Genomic DNA, 25,530 nt, shown 5'->3' with positions numbered 1-25,530 from the left:
TGTTCCATTATTTAATTGCCCCTACATTGATGAAGCATTGGAAAGTTAGATGAATCAAACATATAAAAATATTGAAATTATCGTTGTGAATGATGGCTCTACAAAATATTCGGAAAAAATCACTCCGTATCTAGATAAAATTATATACATCGAAAAGGGAAACGGTGGAACAGCGAGCGCATTGAATATGGGCATCAAAAATGCGACAGGTGACTATTTTTGCTGGCTCAGTTCAGATGACATCTTTTACCCTGAGAAAACAGAAGTTCAATTAGACTTTATGAATAAAAATCTAGCGTTATTTAGTTATACTTCTTATTATTGTATAAATGAAGATGGGAAAGTCATCACTCCTAGTTTAGGTATACATCTGCCTAATAAATTAGAATTGATAAAAGCAATGAGCAAGGGAAATATTATTATTGGCTGCACTGTAATGATGAATAAGAAGATATTTGATTAATTTGAGTGTTTGATGAAACACTTCCATATACTCACGATTATGATTTATGGTTAAGGATCGTACAAAAATTTGACATACAGTTTTTGTCTCAACCTTTATTACTTTATAGGGTTCATCCACAAATGGGCTCGAACAAGCATGCAGTTAGTACCAAAAAAGAAACTTTTATCGATGTTAATCGAAACCGAGCTAAAATGAAACAATTAATGTAAAAATAACTTAGAAAAAAATAATTATTCAGACATAATATGTCACTAGCCTTGTTTCGCTAAAGTCCAAAGTCCTTGTGTTTTAACAAGGGCTTTTCCTATTTTAATAGAAGAAATTTTATTATTTCATATTACTTTCAGGTTAGGACATTAAGTCTTGTTTATGCTGAGGTTAAACATACCCTGTCTAAGGGAAGCGGTAAAGTGATTTTTTTGACTTATTCGTCTATAGCAAGTAAGGGTGTTTTTGCATATCTTATAGAGATTAATCGCCATCTTATCAATAGGTGGTTGTTTCCTTTTTTGAACAACTTTTAAGTCTAGAAAAAGCAATATTTTTTGTTAGGTATTACTTAAATCAAATAAAAGACGAGCATCCGTTTGCAATGTGTTTTGGATTGTCTACAACGCGACAATATACCTATACGATAATAAATCGTTTTGTAGGAGGAAAACATGAAAAAGCTCATCATATTCGCATTGATAGGTTTTTTGGCTCAATTAATTGATGGATCCTTAGGTATGGCCTATGGGGTTACTTCAACATCGCTGTTATTGACATTTGGAATTGCCCCTGCTGTGGCTTCTGCATCCGTACATCTGTCAGAGGTAGTGACTACTGCTGCTTCTGGTATTTCTCATATGAAATTCGGGAACGTTGATCGTCAAGCGCTTTTAAAATTAATCATTCCTGGTTCAATCGGGGCATTTGCAGGAGCGTGTTTTTTGAGTAATTTACCAGGAAATGTAGTAAAACCTTATATTTCGATCTTTTTGTTAATCCTTGGCGTATATGTACTTTTTCGTTTTTTAATTATATCCAACACAAGAACTGAAATGAAATCAATTAATATATCAAGAAAAAAATCAATCTTTTTGGGGTTAATAGCCGGATTTGCAGATGCAACCGGTGGGGGAGGCTGGGGCCCGATTACAACTCCAGTCCTTTTATCCCAAAAAGGTGTTCCTGCTAGAAAAGTGGTTGGTACGGTCGATACGAGTGAGTTTGCTATTGCTGTTTCTGCCACTTTGGGGTTTCTAATTGCATTAGGCTGGCAGGATGTGAACTGGTTTTGGGTATTTGCACTTATGGCAGGGGGAATTATAGCAGCACCCATCGCTGCCTGGATCGTTACAAAATTGCCATCTTATTTATTGGGAGTCCTTGTAGGGGGATTTATTATTTTGACCAATGCACGAACGTTGATTAACACTTGGAAGTTTCTTGATCATTGGTCTCTCGTTATTTATATGCTCATATCAATTGGCTGGACAGTTTCTATAGTCTATGCCATCCGGAATAACAAAAATCCTGTTCCATAACGAAAAAGTAAAGGGGAGATTATATGGGTAAAGATGAGTACATCCATCATCATTCATTTTCTATTACAAAAGAACATAGGCAAGCTTTACATGGACATAAAAGCTTGATTCTTTGGTTTACAGGTTTATCAGGTTCAGGGAAGTCAACCATAGCGAATATGGTCGAAGGAAAACTACATGAGAAGGGTATCTCGACATATATATTGGATGGAGATAATTTACGGAATGGATTAAATGAAGATCTTGGTTTTAGTTCTGAAGATCGCAAGGAAAATATACGCCGAATCGGGGAAGTTGCCAAAATTTTTGTGGATGGCGGCATTGTGGTATTAGCCACGTTTATTTCGCCGTATATTAGTGATCGGGAAGATGTCAGAAAAAAGGTGAAACAGGGTGAATTTCTTGAGATATATGTCAAATGTCCTTTAGAAGCCTGTGAGAAACGAGATCCCAAAGGGCTATATAAAAAAGCTAGAATTGGGGAAATCACACAATTCACAGGGATTTCAGCCCCTTATGAAGAACCGGTAAACCCTGAAATCATTATTGAAACCAGTCAATATTCTATTGAAGAATGTGCGCGGCAGATCATGAACTTCTTAAAAAATAATGGGCATTTAGGGGATGTCAATATTTAAGCCTGAAAAAGTGACAATGGAACGTTCAAATGATGGAGGTGTAATATATGGATGTTCAAAGAACCATCATTAAACCACATGGAGGCAAGTTGATTAATCGTGAATTAGCAGGAATTGATCGAGAAGAATATTTGGAAACGTGCAAATCCCTTTCGTCCCTTACTATCTCAAAATGGATTATTTCGGATATGGAAATGATTTCAAATGGTGGGTTTAGTCCGCTTATTGGATTTATGGGGGAAAAAGATTACCAGAGCGTCTTAAAATATATGCATCTGGCAAACGGATTACCATGGACGCTTCCGGTTACTCTTTCTGTAACAAAGGAAGAGGCGAAGAGTATTAATGCGGGGGATGAAGTGGCTCTATATAGTGATGAGGGAGAACTGACCGGGGTCATTCAGGTAGAAGAAATGTATGAATATAATAAACAGGAAGAAGCTAAACTCGTTTATAAAACAATGGACGCTAACCATCCTGGGGTCAAAAAACTATTTGAGCAAGGGGACATCTATATTGCTGGGCCTATTTTTCTAGTGAATAGGCCTTCACATAAACCGTTTGAAGAATTTTATATGAGTCCAAACGAAACTAGAAAAATGTTCAACGACTTAGGTTGGAGTACGGTGGTCGGTTTTCAAACTAGAAATCCAGTGCATCGAGCACATGAATACTTGCAAAAAACGGCATTAGAAACAGTTGATGGACTTCTGTTGAATCCACTTGTGGGTGAAACGAAAAAGGATGATATACCAGCTGATGTCCGGATGGAAAGCTATCAAATTTTATTAAAATATTACTATCCATTGGACCGGGTCCGTCTTGCAATTTACACAGCAGCTATGCGTTATGCAGGTCCAAGGGAAGCGGTCTTTCATGCACTTGTTCGAAAGAATTATGGTTGTACACACTTTATTGTCGGCCGTGATCATGCTGGGGTAGGGAATTATTATGGGACGTATGATGCGCAAGAAATTTTCAGCCAGTTTGATCCTAAAGAAATAGGTATTAAACCATTGTTTTTTGAACATAGCTTTTACTGTGGAAAATGTATGAATATGGCTTCGTTGAAGACATGCCCTCATTCTGCTGACGATAGGTTCATTTTAAGTGGAACGAAAGTGAGGGAAATGCTATATGAGGGTATTACTCCACCACCGGAATTTACTCGCCCTGAGGTGGCAGAAGTACTTATTAAGGGCATGAAGAAAAAAGGGGAAGGCTAACAGCCATAAAGCACAACGATATCCTAACGGGTATCATACGAGGAGGTCCTTACAAGGGGGTTTATTAAGCCTTTGTTACAGTGCTTATCCAGCTTAAGTCTGAAAAGCCGACTTTATTTTAATATTTCCGCACCAATCCATTGCTAAGCTCCTTATACAAATGACTTTGTACAACCTGTATCTTTAATTCCTTGGAAAATTGATATGTATCCCCTTTTTTAGGAAAAATAAGATCTATACAAGTAGTTGTTTAACATCCATATTATTTAGATGGTCTTTTTATACAGCCTAACTAAGGGGATAATATCTTGTGCAAGCAGAGTAATATATTTTAAAAATTGATGATATTCAAATCCATAAAGCTAGTGATTTATGGCTCAATCTCTAGATTAAGAGGGCGCCAGCTTCCTGTTCTTATATCATGATTACACGAATGGTTTGTAAATGTAGTCGTTAATAAGTGCCTCGATTGGCTAGCTTTAAAATTGTTTAAAGCTAAATGAATATCAGAAAAGCTAAAATGTACGAGACAATCTCGACAAAGGATTAAATCACCTGTAGGTAGACGGTCTTTTGTAATGTCCATATGAAAAAACTGCACATTGTTTAATGGGTATTTTTTTTTATTTGTTTTTATAATCTCATCGACGATATCAACCCCAATATATAATTCACTATTATTTTTGTATACTTCCTTCATCCAATTAAAATCACCACAAGGTGCATCTATCAATTTTTTTATCTGAAGTTTTTTTATTATGCATGGTAATTCCTGAATGAGTGTTTTGGTTTGAGTAAGTGATGAACCTTGACCAGATACAGACTCAGGGTTTCTCCACCTGTTTTTCTTATAAATATTTGTAAATAGTTCTTTCATTTACATTCTCACCTTTCACCATGGACTCTCACAGGGAGATAGGGCGCTCTGTAAAATCTAGAAATCTATATTAAATTTGGCAAAGTACCAATCATCATCATATTTTCGTTTTTGAAAGTAGGCCCGTCGCTGCTTTTTAACTCCATCAAGGAGCACTTGGGATTCAATAGGGTTTGCTTTTACATGGATAAGGAGTTTTTTGCACTTTTGGATACGGTGAGTATTAAAATGAGAGTAGGCCATCCTTAATAAATTATAATAAACTTCATCATAGCTAACTTCATACGGGTGAGCTTTTCTGAACAAATGGATTATTTTTACATTAGGCAGAGCGTGGCAGCGGAATCCAAATAGCCATAGCTTAATAGAAAGCTCTACATCTTCATGTCCCCAAGTTTTAAATCCCGTCTCAAATCCGCCCACATCTTCAAACACTTTTTTTGAGATAATAAAACATCCTCCGGGTAATACGGCAGTTTCAAAGAGGCCATTTTGTTTAGCGTTCCATTTAATTCTGAGGTTTGACTTTAAGGTCTGACCATAGCCAATGAAATCGGAATTGCCAAATGAAGCGATTGCTGGGGTTACTGCATCAGATTTTCCTGTAAGCAGGGGTTCTACAATATGATCGATCCACAAATCTTCAAACTGTAAATGGGCATCGCAAAAAATCAGGAATTCTCCAGAAGCTTTTGCTGCTCCTAAATTCCGTGCGCTTGCAGCTCCTATGCCATCTGTTTCAAAAAGCTTAACCTGGTTTGCGTGATTATAGGTAGTAAGAAAATCGCAGCAATCATCTGATGATCCATCGTTTATAATAATCACTTCGAAGGAATAATGTGTTTCAACTGAAAATAATGAATCAAGAGTGTTTTTCACATTTTCCCCTTCATTTTTGGCTGGAAAAATTATTGAAATTAAAGGATGATTTTTCACTTCATTTATCTCTCCTTTTGTAACGATTTTTCATTAGTAAGAAAAATTCAAGGACTGTGATATTGATTTTAAACGGGGGATTATCACAATCCTTGATCTTCGGTTGAAGGTGGTAATTAAGTTCCTATTTGTAGTTCAATGAGTTAAAGTGAGGGTACATATATTCTAAATAATGGTTATTATTAATGCTTTCTAAAATTCTTAAAGGGATCTATCGCTGTTTTTTGCGCTCCAGAATGTAAATTATATAAAGGATGATTTTTATAAAACATATCTAATGAAAATGAATCTGAATTAGTGTTTTTAAATTTAGTATCTTGGTAATCTTTTTTCTGATACGATGACAAAATCCTGGAATTATAATTTTGTTGAGTTCGATCAATTTCTGTGTAACTCGGTTTATTTAGGGGAGAGGATATTTGACTATGTGATGTTTGCATATTAAAATTTTGGGTTGTATTTTTTTGTTGGTTTGTTTCATTCGAGAATCGAAACGCACTTGGTTGATTAATTACTTCTTTGTAGTTTGGCGAATTGAAATTTCCCATATTAACACGAGTATTTCCAACTTGCTGTTGTATTCCATTTTTATTAATAGGTTTTTCCATTTTTCCTGTTGCTTGCAAATGATTTTTTTCTCGTTCTTTAATATATTTTGTTCGTTCACCTTTATCATGTATTTCTTTTTCTTTTTGATCATTTACCGTTTTATTTATATTTTTTATTTTTTGTAAATAATTAATTTCTTTATCTTTTAAATCTATTATGGATTCGGTTAAGTTCTTAATTTCCTGTTGATGTTGATTTTCAGTTTCCTTTAGATTGTTAATCGTCTGTTCTAAATTATCAATTTCCACTTTATAGTGATTTTCTTGCTCTGAAACAAGAGCAATCGATTGATTTAACTGATCGATTTCTTGTAGATGTTGACTTTCATTTTCCTTAAAATTAATAATCATTTGCTCTAGGTTTTCAATCTCTGCTTTATATCTATTTTCTTGCTCCGAAACAAAAGCGATCGTTTGATTTAACTGATCGATTTCCTGTTGACGATGATTTTCATTTTCCTTTAGATTGTTAATCGTCTGTTCTAAATTATCAATCTCGGCTATATATTTATTTTCTTGCTCCGAAACAAGAGCAATCGATTGATTTAACTGCTCGATTTCTTGTTGATGTTGATTTTCATTTTCCTTTAAATTGATAATCGTATGTTCTAAATTATCAATCTCGGCTTTATATTTATTTTCTTGCTCCGAAACAAGAGCAATCGTTTGATTTAACTGCTCGATTTCTTGTTGATGGTTATCTTCATTTTTCTTAAAATTAATAAGCATTTGCTCCAGGTTATCAATCTCCGCTTTATACTTGTTTTCTTGCCCAGAAAAAAGAGTAATCGATTGATTTAATTGATCGATTTCTTGTTGATGGTTATCTTCATTTTCTTTAAAATCAATAATCATTTCCCCTAGGTTTTCAATCTCGGCTTTATATTTATTTTCCTGTTCGGATAGGTGGTCGATGGTTTGGGTATAATTTTCAATTTCCTGTTTAAAGTTGTCGATAACTTGTATATGATGATTTTCCTTTTCGGAAAGTTCAATCATGGCTTTTTCTAATTTTTCAATCTCCACTTTATATTTATTTTCTTGTTGCGATACAACGCTAATCGTTTGATTTAACTGATCGATTTCTAGTTGATGGTAGTTCTCTTTTTCCTTTAAATCTATAATCATCTGTTCTAGATTTGCAATTTCCACCTTATATTGACTTTCCTGTTCCGATAGTTGGCCGATCATTTGAGTATAATTTTCAATTTCCTGTTTAAAGTTGTCGATAACTTGTTTTTGTTTTTCTTCCTTTTCGGAAAGTTCGATCATGGCTTTTTCTAAACTTTCAATCTCGGCTTTATATTTATTTTCTTGTTGGGATACAACGGCAATCGATTGATTTAATTGCTCGATTTCTAGTTGATGGTAGTTCTCTTTATCCTTTAGGTCGGAAATCATCTGTTCCAAATTCTCAATGTTCACTTTGTAATGATTTTCCTGTTCGGATAGGTGGTCGATCGTTTGCTTATAATTTTCAATTTCCTGTTTAAAATTTTCGATAACTTGTAAATGATGATTTTCCTTTTCGGAAAGTTCGATCATGGCTTTTTCTAAGCTTTCAATCTCCACTTTATATTTATTTTCTTGTTGGGGTACAACGCTAATCGATTGATTTAACTGATCGATTTCTTGTTGATGGTAATTCTCTTTTTCCTTTAAATCTATAATCATCAGTTCTAAATTTGCAATTTCCACCTTATATTGACTTTGCTGTTCCGATAGTTGGCCAATCATTTGAGTATAATTTTCATTTTCCTGTTTAAAGTTACCGATAATTTTTTTCTGCTGTTCTTCCTTTTCGGAAAGTTCGATCATGGCTTTTTCTAAACTTTCAATCTCGGCTTTATATTTATTTTCTTGTTGGGATACAACGCTAATCGTTTGATTTAACTGATCGATTTCTTGCTGATGGTAGTTCTCTTTTTCCTTTATATCGGTAATCATCTGTTCCAAATTCTCAATGTTCACTTTATATTGTCTTTCCTGTTCGGATAGGTGGCCGATTATTTGAGTATAATTTTCAATTTTATGTTTAAAGCTTTCGATAATTTGCTTATGATGATTTTCCTTTTCGGAAAGTTCAATCATGGATTTCTCTAAATTATCAATCTCGGCTTTATATTTATTTTCTTGTTGGGATACAACGCTAATCGTTTGATTTAACTGCTCGTTTTCTTGTTGATGGTAGGACTCTTTTGCCTTTAGATCGGAAATTATCTGTTCTAAATTTGCAATGTCCACCTTATATTTATTTTGCTGTTCCGCTAGTTGATCGATCATTTGAGTATAATTTTCATTTTCCTGTTTAAAGTTTTCGATAATTTGTTTATGATGATTTTCCTTTTCAGAAAGTTCGATCATGGCTTTTTCTAAATTTTCAATATCTACTATATATTTATTTTCTTGTTGGGATACAACGCTAATCGTTTGATTTAGCTGTTTGATTTCTTGTTGATGGTAGTTCTCTTTTTCCTTTAGATCGGAAATCATCTGCTCTAAATTTGCAATGTCCACCTTATATTGACTTTCCTGTTCCGATAGGGTGCCGATCATTTGAGTATAATTTTCAATTTCCTGTTTAAAGTTTTCGATAACTTTTTTCTGCTGCTCTTCCTTTTCGGAAAGTTCGATCATAGCCTTTTCTAAACTTTCAATGTCCAATTTATATTTATTTTCTTGTTGGGATGCATCGCTAATCGTTTGATTTAACTGATCGATTTCTTGTTGATGGTAGTTCTCTTTTTCCTTTAGATCGGAAATCATCAGTTCTAAATTAGCAATGTCCACCTTATATTTATTTTGCTGTTCCGATAGTTGATCGATCATTTGAGCATAATTTTCATTTTCATGTTTAAAGTTTTCGATAACTTGTATATGATGATTTTCCTTTTCGGAAAGTTCAATCATGGCTTTTTCTAATCTTTCAATCTCCTCTTTATATTTATTTTCTTGTTGGGATGCATCGCTAATCGTTTGATTTAACTGATGGATTTCTTGTTGATGGTAGGACTCTTTTTCCTTTAGATCGGAAATCATCAGTTCTAAATTAGCAATGTCCACCTTAAATTGACTTTCCTGTTCGGATAGGTGGCCAATCATTTGGGTATAATTTTCAATTTCAAGTTTAAAGTTATCGATAACTTGTTTCTGCTGCTCTTCCTTTTCGGAAAGTTCGATCAGGTCTTTTTCTAAACGTTCAATCTCCAATTTATATTGACTTTCCTGTTCGGATAGTTGGCTAATCTTTGAAATGTAATGATCAATTTCTTTCTTATATTTTTTTATATCCTTTTTATGATGCTCTTCCTTATCTGAAAGTGCTTTTTCTAAATGATTCATCTCCACTTTATATTGCTTTTCTTGATCGTATAAAAGATCAATGGTTTTAGTAAGCTGATTCATTTCATTTTTATAATTCATTTCTTTTTCGTTGAGAGATTGAATGGTTCCTTTTAACTCTTGAATTTCATTTTTGAAAATATTTTGCTCGTGAAAATAAAACATAACTTTCTCAACTAATTTCTCAATCTCTAAATTTATGCTTTGTACATCTAAGTTAGTTATTTTTTTATTGACTGGAGCAAGAAGGGATTTCACCTCTGTAAGCCCATCCGCCATTTTTTGAAAACCATCGTGGCTTTTATATTCCTCATTTTTAACATATTGTTTTTGAGCAGACTCATAATCTTTAACTTTCTTTTGAAGAGAAGCAATTTCACTTTGTAATAATTTATTCTTATCTCCAAGAGTTTTTATGTCGTTATTTTTCATTTCGTCGTTTGTTTTGGTTTCTTTAAAGTACTGTAGTTCAGCCTTATATTTCTTAATTTCTTCTTCCAACTTCTGAACCTTGGTTTCTGCACTCTTCCTTTCATGTTCCTTCCGATTGATTAGATCTTGATATGTTCTTTGTTCATTTATCATTTCTTCATTGTGTTTTATTAATTTTCTTATTTTCTTTTTACTATAATCGACTTCGTATTCATTAACTTTTGATTTGTATAGCGAAAGTTCAGATCTAAGATGAATGATCATTTGCTGAAGTTGAACTGGAGTTATTTTATTCAATTTACTTTTTTGAATTTCATTGGCTTTTTCATCATCTGTGTACAAAATAACCACTCCTTATTTTTGATCACGTGTGAACAGGCGGCAATCTCCGGCCATTACTAATATGGAATCAATTAGACAGGATGAGATTGAGCGACTGTAAATGACCAAGAAGTTCCTATGCGGAGATGTTTATCAAGATTTTTATGGGTGTGGAGTACCGTTCGTCAGAGTGTTGGTGTTGCTTCATGATTAGGAACAAAGCGACATCCAAATCATTGAAGGGGTATCGTAGACAAAAGAAAATTACTCCTCATAAAATGATCATCTTGACCGAAAAATCTTTGATTTCAATTTTTAAATATTCATGTGACTGGTTTTAATCAAATACTGATCCCTTTATAAATGATTCCATAATAGTTATATGTACCGTATTTCAAAAAGGTGATTATATTTATCACCTTTTTGATTCCCTCATAAAATTCATTTACATGGATGGATGTACTACATTTCCTTTTAATATAGTATTCACAAACTTACACAAGGAATTAGAGTTTGCCGAGTGTATTCTTTATCATTTCTTCATTCCTCTTACATATTATAATTATTGGGTGATATAAGGATTGTGGGAAAAGAGCTGCACCGTATTAATTAATCCTTTTGAATAGTAAATCTGTTACCAGGATTAACAAAAAGGGGGATACATAAATGGATATTAAAGTAGAAGTTGGAGATAAGGGGGCAGGAACCATCCCCTATGAGTCTCTCCCGGCATTTACTTATCTTTTTAGGGAATTGGGTTTTGAGGTGCAGCCAGATACTGAAAATCAGAAAGTACAATTATGTTCTGCATTGCATGGTAAAAGGATTGTCATTTCTTCCGACTATGATGTTAAATATAACACCTTTAGAAAGCACCTTCTAGAAAGGAAGGTGTTGGAGTACATTGAAACATTCCTATCTGCATGCGGGGCAAAGGTGATTCTTATGGATGAAAAGAATGAATCAGAAAGGGCTGATTTTCATGTATACTTTTCACTCTTTGAAATTCCAGGAATAAAAGAGCCCATTCTTGAATTAGTTCATAATTCAAAATCCGCTAATAAAAAGTTATTGGATATTTTTCAATATGAATGTAAAAGAACTGGAACAAAATTTAAATCTAATGAGGTAGTCAGAAACGCAAATAACCCTTTTATTAATATACAGATTATGTATCCTGTTTTTACGGATGAAGATTTTTGGGGAAAACTTGGTGAGAAATATGCGATGTCCATAACAATCGGAATATTGGCTAGATTTCACGAAAGTTCACCTTTATCTGTTTTGTCATTAGTTCCAATTGAAATTTTCTCAAACATGTTTATTCATTCTGAAAATACTGGGATAAATTTAGAGCCTGCCATGCAAAAAGAAAAAAGTTTACCAGAAAAGAAAAAGTTTTTATTAAAGAAACCAACTATTACTAAAAGAAAAGAAGCAGAAGTGTTTTTAGATTATCATATTTTTATTGAAGAACTTGAAGAACGTAACAAAATCAAGCTTATTGGAAATCTTCATATTAAAAATATAGGTACGGAGGTTTTGCGTAATCCAGTTATCTGTCTCCGTTCCAGCCCTTCAGAAAGTATAAAAATATCTGGGCAAATATTGCCGCCCAATGTTGCCGAAACTTTGGGGGTCATGAAAAATGAAGAAACAAAAGGCTGGAAATATATGAATGAGGAATGGTTTGAAGAAATGGAGAAGGGTGAAACCTGGATATGTCCAATTCAATCTAAAAATATAAACCCTAGGCAAACAGAATCTTTAACTAATTTACAAATAAGCATCCTTCAACCTGAAGAAAACAGCAATATTCGTGTAGAGGCTTTTGTATTTTTTAAAGAACAAGATCTGGAAATCAGTTCAAGCAATCAAATTTCCTTATTATTAACGAAGAAACAATAAGGTGATAGATTTAATGGCATAGAAAACCGGGGGTGGGAGTGAGGTGGTTGAAGGAAATTATCACTTTGAGAAATACTTATTAGATAATAGGAAAGTGATAAAATTATTGGACCAAGCGATAAAACAGAATAGAGGCTTTTCTCTTGCTCGTTTTGGAATCGGTGAAATAAGCTATTTAAGCTATCCAGCCAATGGATTACTTGTACAGGAATTTAAACGGTATGAATTTTATGCGGGCGTATCACATGCACCGGAGATAATCAGGAGGGAATTGGTCAGGTCATTGCGGGATACTGATATTGCTGGATTGATAGCTCCTTGGCGACTTGACCCTTGGGCAAAACAAACTAGAACTGTACTTGAACAACTGAAGTTCATGCCTACGAAAGCTTGTTGTGCTTGGATCATGCAGAGCCTCTTGGACGAGGGGACATTATGGCCATGGCTGAGTAATAAGAAGGTATTTCTTGTTGGACGCCGTTCAAAAGAAGCAGAAATCGTTTTTAGAGAACAAGGCATACAAATTACTGGCAGTATAGGTTTAAATGGCTATGAAGAGTTAATTAGAGTACAAAATGAGCTCCAGTCTAATCAGGATTGGGAAATAGCTTTAATTTCCGCTGGGATCCCGGCAACCATTTTAGCTCCAAGAATTGCAAAATCGACACAGAAGGTTGCCATTGATTTCGGGCATGCCCTTGATATGATTCTTGATGGAGAAGAATATAAACTTTCCGACTTAGTAAAAAAGTGGAATGATCAGTTTTCCTAAATAGGAAAACAAAAATTAATTTAACATTGTAGGGAAATAAAGAAAAAATAATACTCGCAAATTCAACCTTGAATTCATAAAGGAAGAGGTGCGAGTATCTTATTCACTAAATTCAGTTTACGAATTTTAATTGTATCGGAAAGACTTTTTTTCCTGTTAGTTGGAAACATTTTAATTCAGGGGTCGAGTTTGCAAACGAAATAATAAGGTGACCTACCTCTGGGTAGTTATTTAAAGTAATATCCCCTTCGGACGGATAAGCACCATCTGTTGGGTGGGAATGGTAGATGCCAATAAATTCTTCATTCCTCCTATCGATAAGTTCAAATACATGACGAATCTGATCTAAATCCATCGAGTAGGAATAGGAGCTCCTATTGACATTTTCCATTGGCCAAATTGTTTCTGCGATCCCATTTTCTCCTGAAAGCAGTCCACAGGCTTCATAAGGAAGTTCTCGTTTGCAATGAGAAATCAATTTTTGCCTAACATGATTGGTCATGTAAAAAGTACCGGATATTACACCTGGATCATTTGTTTTTTCCACAACAACCTTTTGCCCGTACTGGCCGAACCTGGAGGGCTGAGGGAGTGATTTGTTGATGTTGTTGAGCGGGCTGCGGGTTAGGCATTCCTAATTTTCTTCTTACTTTACGTCTTAGCTTATCAGATGCCATTTTTTTCTCTCCTTTTATAGGTATGCTCTATAAATATGAAAACATGAATCTATATGTAACCTAATAATTAATAAATGGGTAGCCTAAAATGCGGGATACATTTACTAAGTGTTGAAGCAAATGATGGAATTAGACTTACCCAAAAAAAACCGAGAGATTAATATCCCTCGGGTTTTTAGTATTATACAGGGAAACGATCGCAATCTCCTACTTCAACCTCTAATCCAGGGTTAGCTCCTTCTGTCAGAGCGATAGTGACGCTTGTAGTTGCACCAGTTATTAAAAGTGTAGCAGCATCTGCTAAAGGATCAGCATCAGTTAGAGTTAGTGTGAATGTCGCATTTTCCGGTACGCCTCCGGCTGGTGTTATAACACCGGTGCCAGTTGCAGTAAGCCCAGTTACTAATCCAGTAGCAGGATCTGTAACACATGTAGGCTGAGCAAAGTCATTGGCTGTAAACGTGAAGCTTTGTTCAATATCAGGACCTGGGTTAGTTGGAGTAGGAGTAGGAGTAGGTCCTAATGTATCGATGTAGGTAACTTGAATCCTGCTACCAGCAAGGTTACATTGGTCACACACCAGGGCAGTAAAATCTAATCTTCCTGTTGTTCCACCACCTTGACCGTCCTCAAATACAAGGATGGATGCTACGCCATCGAATTCTGCTGAACCTTGGCAGTCGCAGTTCAATGTCGGGAAGAAGGTTGGGCATTGTTGCGGGAATCGTGGTGTTGGGCACACGAAGCCGTCTTCTTCAATTGGAATGACAGGACGCGGTCCACAGAACTTAGCTTCGACCTCTAGCTTAACCTCAGCCTCAACTTGAACATCTTTACACATGGTCACATCAAGTACAACCATATCTCCAAGCATTTGATTTAAAACGACTGTACATTGAACATCGAAAATATTACAGTTGATTTCTGTTCCCTCTGGGAAACATAGGATAACTTCATCCATGAAACTAACAGGTACTACGAAATTACAACCTGGTAGTGGTTCTCCATTGCAAAAGAATTGAACGCGGATATGGACATGGAAGGCAAGGGAAACAATTTGGGCCCCTGGAACACTAGGAATGTTAGCTGGAATGGCTCCGATAAAATCACAGCTTCGTGTACCAACTACTTCCGAACAAGTAGCGGTTATTGTGTTACCATCATGACGTGCATCTTCAATTGCTGCAAAGCATTCCTCAGGTATTTGAACTTTATTGCGGTCACGATTTGTTAGAACTACCCAGTCATATACTTTAGTAACACGAATACATTCAGGTCCGATGGGGTTCGGTACCACTTGTCGGCCCTGAATAGATTTGACGTTCCTTTTTTTCATCAAACATCTTTCCCTTCAGTATCAGGTTTTGAACACATTAACATACTATGGGGATATCTTTTTATGGGTACATTTTTCTTAGAAAATGGGCTAATAAAATATTATGAATTTATAAATGTATATTTATATAATCAAAATTCAAATCATAAAATATGAAAAGAAAAATCAGGAGGTGAATAGGTGTTGGCTATTGAATGGCTTGATTTTTTTATTTTAATATTGGCTACCTTTCGATTAACTCATTTAATCGTATTTGACGATATCACTTCATTTATCAGAAAACCTTTCTTGACTTCCACCATCCAAGAAAATGCCTCTGGACAACTGGAGGAAATCATTGAAATAAAAGGGTCAGGAATTCGTCATTTCATTGGTTCGCTTTTAAGCTGTTATTGGTGTGTAGGGTTTTGGTGTTCCGTCATTACTGTACTTATTTATTATTATTTACCTGCCGCTTTTCCACTCCTATTGGTCTTTGCTGTTGCGGGAGCTGCTGCTTTTATTGAATCTAAAACATGAAAGCATAATCGTTTAGGGGGGAGAACTTTATGTAATTTGATATTCAGACTAATAGTATATGCTGAACATCATATTAATGCTTAATGGACAGAGAGGCTTATATATTCTAGGGTTTTAGATCAAAAACAATCCAAAACTGTTGTAGATTGATAGCAAGTACGAGGGCCATTACATTTTAATTTTAAGCATCAGGGAGCAAGCGATTGATTAAAATCCATTCGGTACGAATGGATTTTTTCTTATAATAATAGGAATTGAAATGGAAATATAAATTGGAGTAAAACTTCATTTAATACATGTAAGTCGAGATGAAGGGGGTGAGCCGATTATTAGGCATATGATGCCGAAGAAATCTTTAGCCAGTTCGATACGCTGAAAATAGGAATAAAACCATATTCTTAGAACACAGTTTCTCCTGCAAAAAATGTTAGAACTCCCCATAAAAAGATGAAGATAGATTAATATGTATGGGATTAAGCCAGGAAATGCTCAGGGAGGTACTTATCGCGACTAAGGTGGCTGAGTTCTTATTAGAGGCATGAAGATAAATGAAGGCGAGTAAGCTAATGTGAACGCGTTTAAAGAGGTTATTCAAAAGTTGATAGCTTTTGGAGAGTATGTATCCGGAATAATCAATTTTCCATTTCGACAATTCTGTATTCTTTATTCAACGAAGGGAGCAGGATAGTTCAAGTACAGTTATTGAAGGTTAGTGCATTTTAAGTGAATATAACGAATTGGAGGAGGATTAATGAAAGCAATCGTGTACACCAAGTACGGTCCCCCTGACGTTCTTCATTTGAAAGAGGTAGAAAAACCGGATCCTAACGAGAATGAAATACTGATAAAAGTAAAAGCGGCAACGGTAACAATGGGGGATATTCGGTCACGGAGCTTTACAGTTCCCCTCTCTGTTTGGCTGCCAGCTCGGTTTATTTTGGGATTAAGACGTCCCAAGAAAACCATATTGGGCTTGGAGTTATCTGGAGAAGTTGAGTCAGTGGGCAAAGATGTCAAGCTGTTTAAAGCAGGTGACCAGATTTTTGCCGCTTCCCAAGTGGGTTATGGTGCTTATGCCGAGTATAAGTGCTTGCGTGAAGACGGGCCCGTTTCCATAAAACCTAATAATATATCTTTTGAGGAAGCCGCAGCCATTCCAATCGGGGCACGTACAGCATTGTTTTATCTTAGAAAAGCTAACGTTCAGAGTGGTCAAAAGGTTCTTGTCTATGGTGCTTCAGGGAGTGTAGGAAGTTATGCAGTACAAATTGCCAAGTATTTCGGAGCAAAAGTTACAGGGGTTTGCAGTACCACGAATGTAGAATTGGTAAAATCTCTTGGACCCGATAAGGTCATCGATTACACTTTAGAGGATTTTTCCAGAGATGGTGAGACCTATGATGTTATCTTTGAAGCGGTAAACAAGAGTACGTTTTCAGCTTGTATGAAATCGTTGAAGAAGGACGGAACCTATCTAAATGTCACTGTACCGGTACCTGGTGTTCGAATGCTATGGACTAAATTGACAACCGGCAAGAAGCTGATATTGAGTCAAAATTCACCAGAAACTCCCGAAGCTCTAAACTTCCTCAAGGAGCTTGTTGAAGCAGGGAAGTTAAAAGTGATCATTGACAGATGTTATGCGTTTGAAGAATTAGTTCAAGCCCATAGGTATGTTGAGAAAGGACACAAGAAGGGAAATGTCGTAATAACTCTGGAACATAATGGGGAATCCTGATGGGTAAAACAACGAAGCCCTTAAAAAGATAAGGGTGTGTTCTTAATTATAAGGCAGCCGGTATAGGAAGTATTGGGTACGGGTGTTATTGAGGTGCGCCGCTGGTACGATATAGATCTAATTATATCAAAGGGAGTGGAAAAATGTTTCCGATTTTAGAAACAAAGCGGTTGGTCTTGAGAGAATTGGTTGAAGGTGATGCAGCAGATCTATTAAAATGTTTTTCCAATCCAGATGTATTAAGATATTATGGGCAAACTCCATTAACAAATACAGATCAGGTAAAGCAAATCATTAGGAATTTTTCAAAGAGTTACGAAGAAAAACATGGAATAAAATGGGGAATTGAATGGAAAGGAAAGGAAAGGAGGGCATTATTGGAACGATTGGATTTCAAGAATGGTCTCATGAACATAAAAGAGCAGAACTGAGCTATGCACTTTTCCCAAAATATTGGGGTAACGGTTATGCAACAGAAGCTGTCAGTAAAGTGATTTCTTATGGTTTTAAAGAGCTTGAATTAACGCGTATTGGAGCAATTGTTTTTATTGAAAATAAAGCATCCAACAAATTGTTGATTAATTTAGGTTTCAAAAAGGAAGGGATATTAAGAAATTATATGTACCAAAATGATGTTTCATTTGATACTAATCTATACTCTCTTTTACTGTAAATCCTTAATGGTATGCCAATGAATATTGAAAGGTTCACAGTCAGAAAAGTGGGGGATGATAACTGTTTTACGGGAATCAATAAATGAATATTCAGATATATATTTAAAAATTCATTGTTTTCCTGTAAGATAACAATATATAAAAAACCTGTCGACTTGTCGATTACTTAGAAAACGTGAGGAAAATAGAAATTATGGAATTCGAAAAAAGTGTTGAAAAAAGTTGGAGCAATCAACAAAACATAGCTCTAACAGCATATTTAAAGAAAATGAAGGGTGAAGCTAGGGAAAAGGATAGAATTGATTATATCGATTCCTTTGTTTCAGCTATGGGTGGGCTCATTGCTATAATCATTATTAGTTTTATAGCTGTCTATTTAGGGTATCCGATGGCATTAGCTCCTCTTGGGGCGAGCTGTGTCATTGTTTTTGGTGCGCATAAAAGTCTCTTGTCACAACCCCGTAATGTTATTGGAGGACATATTATCTCTACAACAATAGCTCTTATCATTTGGAGCATTTTTGGTAAAAGCTTATTCATTATCGGTCTCGTATTGGCCATTGTATTAATTATAATGACTTTTACAAAAACTGTTCACCCGCCCGCAGCAGCTAGTGCCCTTGTTTCGATCAATTCTCAAGCTGGTTGGGGATTCCTGACTTCAATTGTAATAGGCACTTTATTATTAGTTTTTATATCGATGATTTATAATAATTTATTTCAAACAAGACAATATCCAAAACACTGGTTATGAAAATTTATATCACATGCTTTTATGTGACTGTTTTGGCTCATCCTTTATTGTTCTAACTGCCTTACTTCAATAAGCGGGGAGCTGCTTTTTCTTACTCTAAGAGTTAAAAACCTTACTTACCATCTTATTACATAAAAGTAACGTATGATAATGATTTACTAAAGCTTGATGGGCAGTGGGCCGGCAAAATACCAAAGTGCGTATGAAATCATCGGGCCCGTAATGGTTGGCCCTTCGAGTTCCCATACAGCCGGGGCTGTTCGGATCGGGAATATTGCCCGCCAGCTTTTAAATGAAAATCCAATATATGTAAAGTTCTCGCTGATGGGCTCTTTTGGCGAAACCTATCAAGGCCATGGTACAGACCTAGCTTTATTGGCCGGTGTTCTTGGGCTATCTACCATGGATGATGGCATTCCAAATGCAAAAAAAATTGCTGAGGAAAATGGCTTACAATATGAATTCACGAAAAGGGTGCTTGGAAGCTATCATCCGAATACCGTTCTCGTAGAATTGACAGGGGGCGCACGTACTGTAAAGGTTTTGGCCAGCTCTTTAGGCGGTGGAAAAGTGGAGGTTCAGGAATTCGATGAATATCCATTTAAATTTTCAGGAGAACGGCCAACACTTGTGATTCGTCATTCCGATCAAAAAGGGGTTATTGCAGAATTATCGGATATTCTTTATCAAAAAGGGATCAATATAGCACGTATGGCCAATGAACGTTCCAAAATCAATGGTGCTGCCATAACGGTTTGTGAAATCGACAATATAATCGAAGACACTTTCTTATCTTTATTAAAAAGAGAGAATCCGATCATTGACGAAATTGTCTTGGTTCAAACTAAGTAGTTACCTGCAATCGTATTTTCGCTGATTCAAAAAGCATGGTATGCGATTATATTCATAAAAGGCATTCGGAATTCTTTCCGAATGCCTTTTGTCAATAAACAGAAGAAATAGGGAATCGACTGTATAGAAGCTTTTTCTGCTGTAGGGCCCCTTTTATAACCTATTAATAACGACCAGTGTTCGCAGAAATAATGAGAGCACCACTTGAAGACTAAATACCTGCTTTGGCCAAAGCATTATACGGATTTAAATTCCATAATTGTGCAGTATATCAGGACGTCTGACCTTTCATGATCCAACCGTTACCACCGGAACTGGCACAACTTGTAAATGCTCTCTTTGTTGTTCCATTAAAACTATCCACCCAAACATTTGCATAATAATCATACGGAGCAGCCCGAATAAAACTTTAGGTATCCCCAAGCCGTATGAAATACGCACTTCCTTATAGCTGCACATAACCAATTTTCACACCGTTTTTATTAATATATTCTGTTTTATAGATGATTGGACTTTTATTCACACAGCCTGTCGAATAGTTATGTAGTAAAGGGATAGTACTCCATTCCCATTAATGGAACGAATACTGGGCCATAGGCCTTTTTTTGATTTATTAATATATAAATTACATTGTTCTTATATTTTATTAATAATGCAAAGGTAGTATTTTAATTGTTAATACCCAAAAATTTAAAAATGAGGAGGATATTTGTCTATTTTCAAAATGATTACATAATGTAAGTGGCTAAACGATAAATAGGAGGAATTGATTTTGAAAGCGAAAAATAAAATTGCTGCAATGTTGACAGTTGTAACGGTAGGAGTAACAACTTCTTTATCAAGTGTACAAGCATTCTCGGAATCTTCAAATTCAGAAAATAAACGTAAACCGGAGCTCGTTTTTCCTGTAATCAGTGATGTACATATTGATGATGGATCAACTGCTGATATGAACAAGTTTAGAACAGCCATGGATCAATTAAACAAAGCTGCGCCTAAACAGGATGCTTTTGTGGTCGTTGGGGACTTAACGGACTATGGATACGCTACTGAATATGATAAGTTCTTCTCTATTTATAATGAGAAGAAACAAGCTGATGTCCAATCCATGTTTACAATGGGAAACCATGATTATTGGAATGGACTTTCCGTTGAAAAAGCACAAGATCGTTTTCTCGAGAAATCAGGAATGGATTCCCTTTACTATCATAAAAAAGTAAATGGATATGATTTTATTTCGTTAAGTCCAGAAAATGGTAATACGCATGGTTTATATTCTGTTAATCAAATTAACTGGCTAGGTGAAAAGTTAGCTGCAGCAGAAAAAGAGAATCCGGACCAACCAATCTTTGTTTTTCTTCATCAACACATTAAAGACACTGTATATGGAAGTGACTTGTGGGGGACTCAGGAAAACAAAGAACTTTTATATGATACGTTAAAAAAGCATCCACAAGTTATTACATTTTCAGGCCATTCTCATTATCCACTTGATGACCCGAGAACGATTCATCAAAAAGACTTTACGTCTGTTGGCACGTCTTCTGTGAGTTATTTGGAATTAGAACCGGGTAAACTTCAAGGGTTTCATCCAGAAGGATATCGGGATATTAGTCAAGGAATGATTGTAGAAGTATATAATAATGAAGTTATCATTAAAAAACGTGACTTTCATAGAGACGATTGGACAGGAAAACCATGGGTAATAAAAAATAAATTTAAATATACAGACGACCGAGATCAGTTGTCACCGTCTTTTGCAGGTAAAGACAAGGCTTCGATTGTAAAAGAAAAATCGACACTAAGAAGTTTAAATGTGACATTTCCCCAGGCGAAAGATAACGTGCTCGTACATTCTTATCACATAACGGCCAAAAACAAGGAATCAGGGGAGCTAGACGCAGATTTCACCGCATTTTCTGAATTCTATCTTGATCCTGTGCCAAAGAATTTAGAGTTCCCTGTAACCGGACTTAAGCCAGGAACAGATTATGAAATTAAGGTACAAGCACTGGATTCATTTAATAATAGCAGTAAAAAGGTGTTACTGGCTGATGGTCAGACAAAAGCACTGGAAATGGTCTCTGCACAAGCTTCTCCATCATTGGTAACGACAGGTGAATCGACTACACTCCAAGTGAAGATGAAAAACTTTGGAAATGATAGTGTAAAAGGAAAAATTAAAGTTGATGCACCTGAAGGGTGGAGTGTGGAGCACAATGAACTTGAATATGAGCTTTCAGGATCAGAAGAAAAGAATTTGCCAATAAAAGCAATACCTAGTAAAGAAAGTTCCGCTTCTTCACAATTCACGATTACTGCTTACGAGGGAGGCCAAATAATTAGCTCCAAGAATATAAATATATTCGTCAACATGAAGCTTGGAGAAAGTTTTGACCAATTGGACTCTGCATTAAAGCCAGCAGTGAATGAAAACATTCCAAGCTCCATTCTAGGTTGGAGCCATACAGCTCCTAACGGCTGGTCGGTTACAAATAGCTCGAATATGCCAGCTGGTACAGAGGAGTGGCAAGGGTGGAGCTTCACAACAAAGGAATTTTGGACAAAAGCGGAAGACCAAGATCGTAGCAAATTTGAACTTGGACAAGGTGTTATAGCAGTAGCGGATCCTGATGAATGGGATGATAACGGTTCACCAGCATCAAAAGGCTTTTTTGATAGTACATTAACTTCCCCTTCTGTAAAAGTTGAGGGTGCAAAAGATCTATACGTAGGATTTGCTTCTCACTATAAACAAGAAGGAACACAAACAGCTGAAGTAACTGCTGTCTTTGATAATGGGGAAAAACAACAAGTTCTCGTTTATGACAATAAAGCAGCTTCGGATAATAAAAATGGACATGTTTTGAATAAGTATGAAGTTAAATCGATTAAGGTTCCTGAAGATGCATCTTCTATGAAATTACAATGGAGAATGCATAATGCGAAAAATAATTGGTTTTGGTCGATTGACGATATTAGATTGGATGACCAAATGATCATCTTGCCAAATTAATAAGAAGAACAGGTGAACTTTTCTTGAAATTTATAAAAAGCGGACTTTCCTTAAGGGGAAGTTCGCTTTTTTCTATGTCTTACAAACTCGGGACAAATAGTAAACTCATAAACCTTCATGATCTTTTCCGTGTGCTTGATAAAGGTTTCGCCTAATTAATTTCGTATTTTTAATGAAAATATTGAAGTGCATCTATATATAATTCTTGGATAATTTATAAATAATATCATTATTATAAAAGGTGTTTAAAAAATTTTTTAACAAAAAATAAGCTTAGCCGGGACCCGGCTAGATGCTTGCGTCGAGGAAGCTTGATAAACAGTCGGTGAAAAGGCGCTGATTTCGGAAATCATCTGAAACTTTCATAAATTAAAAAACCACAGGTACACTAAATAAAGACTTGGTTATACAGCATGATTTTTAATTGTTTAATACTGAAAACCCAATGGATTGAAGAAAATATGGGTCACCCCTGCCTAATAATTGGATATTCGATATCCCGATAGATGTTTGCGGCGGGGAGGTTGACAGACAGTAGGCGGTAAGGAAGGCGGATTTTAGCATGTAGTTTTTCAAATGAAAAATATAGATCTAAAATAGAATAGGATTTTTTCCAAGTATTTTAGAAAATTTTAAGATTTGTGTGATATCTTTTTTTAAGTTCTAAGAAAATGATTCATGGAAATGCAGGAACAGCAGATAAACGGTGAACTCTTCTATAAAAGAGAAAACGAGAGATCGATACGGGGTGAAAAATATTTGTCAATTAAAATGAGGTTTCTGTTGTCCTATGTTGGCGTAATTCTTATTTCCATCACTTTATTTTTAGCAGCTGGATTTTTACTTATTTTTGCAATAACAGGTGATGTAAAATCGATAGAGCATCTATATAAAAACTCTTATCTCCAAAAACCTTTGACTGCAGCAGAAGAAAGTGTGTTTCTCGATTTAAAGCTTTTGGCAAAAAATAACCCTGAACAGCTTCTGAACGAAGAGCAGCTGAAGAAGCTTGAACATGGAGATATTGAGATTGTCGTTAGAAAAGTTAATGACATTGAGTATGCGTCCCCCGCACTTGATAAGCTAGGCTTGGTTCAATCACTTCCCATGTTCGAAGAAACGAACATCAATACACGGGACACAATCAAAATGAAAGACTCTTTTTTCACTTATGTGAAGTTTGATTTTTATTTTTCGGATAAAAGTGAAGGAAGCATTTTTGTCATGAGAAAGGCAAGTTCCTATGCCGAGCTGATTCGGGAGTCATTTCCCATTTTATTCTCCCTATTGTTATTACTGTTTGTAATGATTATTGGACTTTTAAATTATTTAGTTTCAAGAAGCATCATCAAACCTATCTCAATACTTAAAGAGGGAGCGGAGCGGATAAAATCAGGAGATTTAAACTTTGAAATCAAAGCGACTTCGAATGATGAAATCGGACAATTGAATAGGGAATTTGAGGAAATGAGAAAAAAGTTAAAAGAGTCCATAAACCTCCAGCTTCAGTATGAGGAAAATCGCAAAGAACTTCTTTCCAATATTTCTCATGATTTGAAGACACCCATCACTTCGATTATGGGTTATGTTGAGGGGATAAAAGACGGGGTAGCAAACACCCCGCAGAAAATGGATAAGTATTTATCGACGGTATACCTGAAAGCAAGGGATATGGATTCATTGATAGATGAATTGTTTTTATTTTCAAAGTTGGATTTAAAAAAGGAACTATTCACTTTTGAAACGATCAGAATCGATAAATATTTGAAAGACTACGTAGAAGAGCTTCAACTGGATTTACTTCAACAAGGAATCCACATTGAACTTCAACAGCTGTATAAACCGATATACGTGTCAGCGGATAGAGAGAAACTGAAACGCGTATTGGCCAACCTAATCAGCAATTGTGTAAAGTATATGAATAAAGATGAAAAACACATTTCCATTTCTCTGCATGAAGGACTATATGATGTAGTTGTACAAGTAACAGATAATGGTTATGGAATAGAATCTTCCGCTTTGCCTTATATTTTTAACCGCTTTTATCGGGCTGAGCAATCTAGGAATTCCCTGACAGGTGGAAGTGGTTTAGGACTTGCGATCGCAAAAAAAATTATCGACGAGCATGGAGGAGATATCTGGGCTACCAGTGAGATAGGAAAAGGTACAAGTGTTTTCTTTTCCATAAAGAAAGGTGAGGAAATGTGAAAAAGATATTACTTATTGAAGACGAAGTCAGTATTGCTGAATTGCAAAGGGACTATTTGGAAATTAGTGATTTTAGTGTCGATATTCAACATACTGGTGATGCAGGTCTCCAACAGGCCCTTAAAGGAAATTATCATTTAATCATTTTGGACATCATGCTTCCGGGGTTAAATGGCTTTGAGATATGCAAACAAATACGTGCTGTCAAAAATATCCCGATTTTGTTTGTATCTGCGAAAAAGGAAGATATTGATAAAATTCGGGGGCTTGGACTAGGAGCGGATGATTATATTACAAAGCCCTTTAGTCCAAGTGAACTAGTTGCAAGAGTGAAAGCGCACTTAGCGCGTTATGAACGTTTATCAGGAAGTCACCCCAAATCTAATTCAATCTATGTTCATGGAATTTCAATAGATAAGTCAGCACGCAGGGTTCACATAAACGGGGAGGTGGTCCCGTTTACAACAAAGGAATTCGATACTTTAGTGTTTTTTGTCATGCACCCTAATCAAGTATTAAGTAAAGAGCAGCTCTATGAAAATATTTGGGGATTGGAATCGGCTGCGGATGTTTCGACTGTCACTGTCCATATCAGGAAACTACGTGAAAAAATTGAAAGAAATCCTGCACATCCTAAATTTTTGGAAACTGTTTGGGGAGCGGGGTATCGCTTTAATGTTTAAATAGTATATTTTATGACC

Annotated in this window: 18 protein-coding genes and 1 pseudogene; 14 read left to right on the top strand and 5 right to left on the bottom strand. The window is 35.6% G+C overall.

Annotation, left to right across the window (positions count from 1 at the left end; genetic code table 11):
* Nucleotides 1-49: 49 nt before the first annotated feature.
* The 4 genes from OTG27_RS22030 to sat all read left to right on the top strand — a co-directional run bounded on the left by OTG27_RS22030 (nucleotide 50) and on the right by sat (nucleotide 3,859).
* Complete coding sequence (locus OTG27_RS22030; RefSeq protein WP_268938124.1) at nucleotides 50-463, top strand: glycosyltransferase family 2 protein; 414 nt, start codon at nucleotides 50-52, stop codon at nucleotides 461-463.
* 665 nt (nucleotides 464-1,128) lie between these two features.
* Entirely contained in the window at nucleotides 1,129-1,995 is an 867-nt protein-coding gene (locus OTG27_RS22025) for a sulfite exporter TauE/SafE family protein (RefSeq protein WP_268938123.1), read from the top strand.
* Nucleotides 1,996-2,018: 23 nt separating this feature from the next.
* On the top strand, nucleotides 2,019-2,633 hold the full coding sequence (cysC, locus tag OTG27_RS22020) for an adenylyl-sulfate kinase (protein ID WP_268938122.1): 615 nt from the start codon (nucleotides 2,019-2,021) through the stop codon (nucleotides 2,631-2,633).
* Between the two features lie 47 nt (nucleotides 2,634-2,680).
* A complete protein-coding gene (gene sat / locus OTG27_RS22015) occupies nucleotides 2,681-3,859 on the top strand; it encodes a sulfate adenylyltransferase (RefSeq protein WP_268938121.1) in 1,179 nt (392 codons plus the stop codon).
* 370 nt (nucleotides 3,860-4,229) lie between these two features.
* On the opposite strand, the gene OTG27_RS22010 is transcribed toward sat, so the two are convergent.
* From OTG27_RS22010 to OTG27_RS22000, 3 genes are all read right to left on the bottom strand, one after another.
* Nucleotides 4,230-4,736, bottom strand: a complete 507-nt coding sequence (locus tag OTG27_RS22010; RefSeq protein ID WP_268938120.1) for a class I SAM-dependent methyltransferase — start codon at nucleotides 4,734-4,736, stop codon at nucleotides 4,230-4,232.
* A gap of 57 nt (nucleotides 4,737-4,793) precedes the next feature.
* Nucleotides 4,794-5,681 (bottom strand): glycosyltransferase family 2 protein, encoded by an 888-nt coding sequence (locus tag OTG27_RS22005; protein WP_374941280.1) that lies wholly within the window; start codon nucleotides 5,679-5,681, stop codon nucleotides 4,794-4,796.
* A 173-nt stretch (nucleotides 5,682-5,854) separates the two neighbouring features.
* Nucleotides 5,855-10,396, bottom strand: coding sequence for a hypothetical protein (locus OTG27_RS22000; protein ID WP_268938118.1), 4,542 nt, complete (start codon nucleotides 10,394-10,396; stop codon nucleotides 5,855-5,857).
* 645 nt (nucleotides 10,397-11,041) lie between these two features.
* On the opposite strand from OTG27_RS22000, the gene OTG27_RS21995 reads away from it, so the two are divergent.
* Both OTG27_RS21995 and OTG27_RS21990 read left to right on the top strand, forming a co-directional pair.
* Entirely contained in the window at nucleotides 11,042-12,283 is a 1,242-nt protein-coding gene (locus OTG27_RS21995) for a hypothetical protein (protein ID WP_268938116.1), read from the top strand.
* Nucleotides 12,284-12,326: 43 nt separating this feature from the next.
* Nucleotides 12,327-13,055, top strand: a complete 729-nt coding sequence (locus OTG27_RS21990; RefSeq protein ID WP_268938115.1) for a GT-D fold domain-containing protein — start codon at nucleotides 12,327-12,329, stop codon at nucleotides 13,053-13,055.
* Nucleotides 13,056-13,167: 112 nt separating this feature from the next.
* Here the strand turns inward: OTG27_RS21990 and OTG27_RS21985 are convergent, their stop codons facing one another.
* Nucleotides 13,168-13,602 carry a M67 family metallopeptidase gene (locus tag OTG27_RS21985; RefSeq protein WP_268938114.1) on the bottom strand — a complete coding sequence of 145 codons (435 nt, stop codon included), beginning with the start codon at nucleotides 13,600-13,602 and terminating at the stop codon, nucleotides 13,168-13,170.
* Between the two features lie 311 nt (nucleotides 13,603-13,913).
* Entirely contained in the window at nucleotides 13,914-15,029 is a 1,116-nt protein-coding gene (locus OTG27_RS21980) for a BMQ_0737 family morphogenetic spore coat protein (protein ID WP_268938113.1), read from the bottom strand.
* 219 nt (nucleotides 15,030-15,248) lie between these two features.
* Here OTG27_RS21980 and OTG27_RS21975 point away from each other — a divergent pair, with 219 nt between their 5' ends.
* From OTG27_RS21975 to OTG27_RS21940, 8 genes and pseudogenes are all read left to right on the top strand, one after another.
* Nucleotides 15,249-15,587 carry a DUF1360 domain-containing protein gene (locus tag OTG27_RS21975; protein WP_268938112.1) on the top strand — a complete coding sequence of 113 codons (339 nt, stop codon included), beginning with the start codon at nucleotides 15,249-15,251 and terminating at the stop codon, nucleotides 15,585-15,587.
* A 751-nt stretch (nucleotides 15,588-16,338) separates the two neighbouring features.
* Nucleotides 16,339-17,325, top strand: coding sequence for an NAD(P)-dependent alcohol dehydrogenase (locus tag OTG27_RS21970; RefSeq protein ID WP_268938111.1), 987 nt, complete (start codon nucleotides 16,339-16,341; stop codon nucleotides 17,323-17,325).
* 143 nt (nucleotides 17,326-17,468) lie between these two features.
* Nucleotides 17,469-17,998 (top strand): annotated as a pseudogene (locus tag OTG27_RS21965) (GNAT family N-acetyltransferase).
* A gap of 194 nt (nucleotides 17,999-18,192) precedes the next feature.
* The gene (locus tag OTG27_RS21960; protein WP_057277470.1) at nucleotides 18,193-18,753 is read left to right on the top strand and encodes an HPP family protein; all 561 of its coding nucleotides are present in this window, start codon (nucleotides 18,193-18,195) and stop codon (nucleotides 18,751-18,753) included.
* A gap of 168 nt (nucleotides 18,754-18,921) precedes the next feature.
* Nucleotides 18,922-19,605 (top strand): L-serine ammonia-lyase, iron-sulfur-dependent subunit beta, encoded by a 684-nt coding sequence (sdaAB, locus tag OTG27_RS21955; protein ID WP_268938142.1) that lies wholly within the window; start codon nucleotides 18,922-18,924, stop codon nucleotides 19,603-19,605.
* Between the two features lie 772 nt (nucleotides 19,606-20,377).
* Nucleotides 20,378-22,621, top strand: coding sequence for a metallophosphoesterase (locus OTG27_RS21950; RefSeq protein ID WP_268938110.1), 2,244 nt, complete (start codon nucleotides 20,378-20,380; stop codon nucleotides 22,619-22,621).
* Between the two features lie 759 nt (nucleotides 22,622-23,380).
* Nucleotides 23,381-24,829: a sensor histidine kinase gene (locus OTG27_RS21945; protein WP_268938109.1), complete on the top strand. Its 1,449-nt coding sequence runs from the start codon at nucleotides 23,381-23,383 to the stop codon at nucleotides 24,827-24,829.
* The gene (locus OTG27_RS21940; protein WP_268938108.1) at nucleotides 24,826-25,512 is read left to right on the top strand and encodes a response regulator transcription factor; all 687 of its coding nucleotides are present in this window, start codon (nucleotides 24,826-24,828) and stop codon (nucleotides 25,510-25,512) included. The genes OTG27_RS21945 and OTG27_RS21940 overlap by 4 nt, the downstream gene beginning before the upstream one ends.
* The last annotated feature ends 18 nt before the right edge of the window (nucleotides 25,513-25,530 follow it).

The organism is Peribacillus sp. AS_2, assembly GCF_026891895.1.
GTDB lineage: Bacteria > Bacillota > Bacilli > Bacillales > DSM-1321 > Peribacillus > Peribacillus frigoritolerans.
Note: the sequence above shows the minus strand (reverse complement) of the source record. Positions and strands in the feature narration are given on the sequence as shown.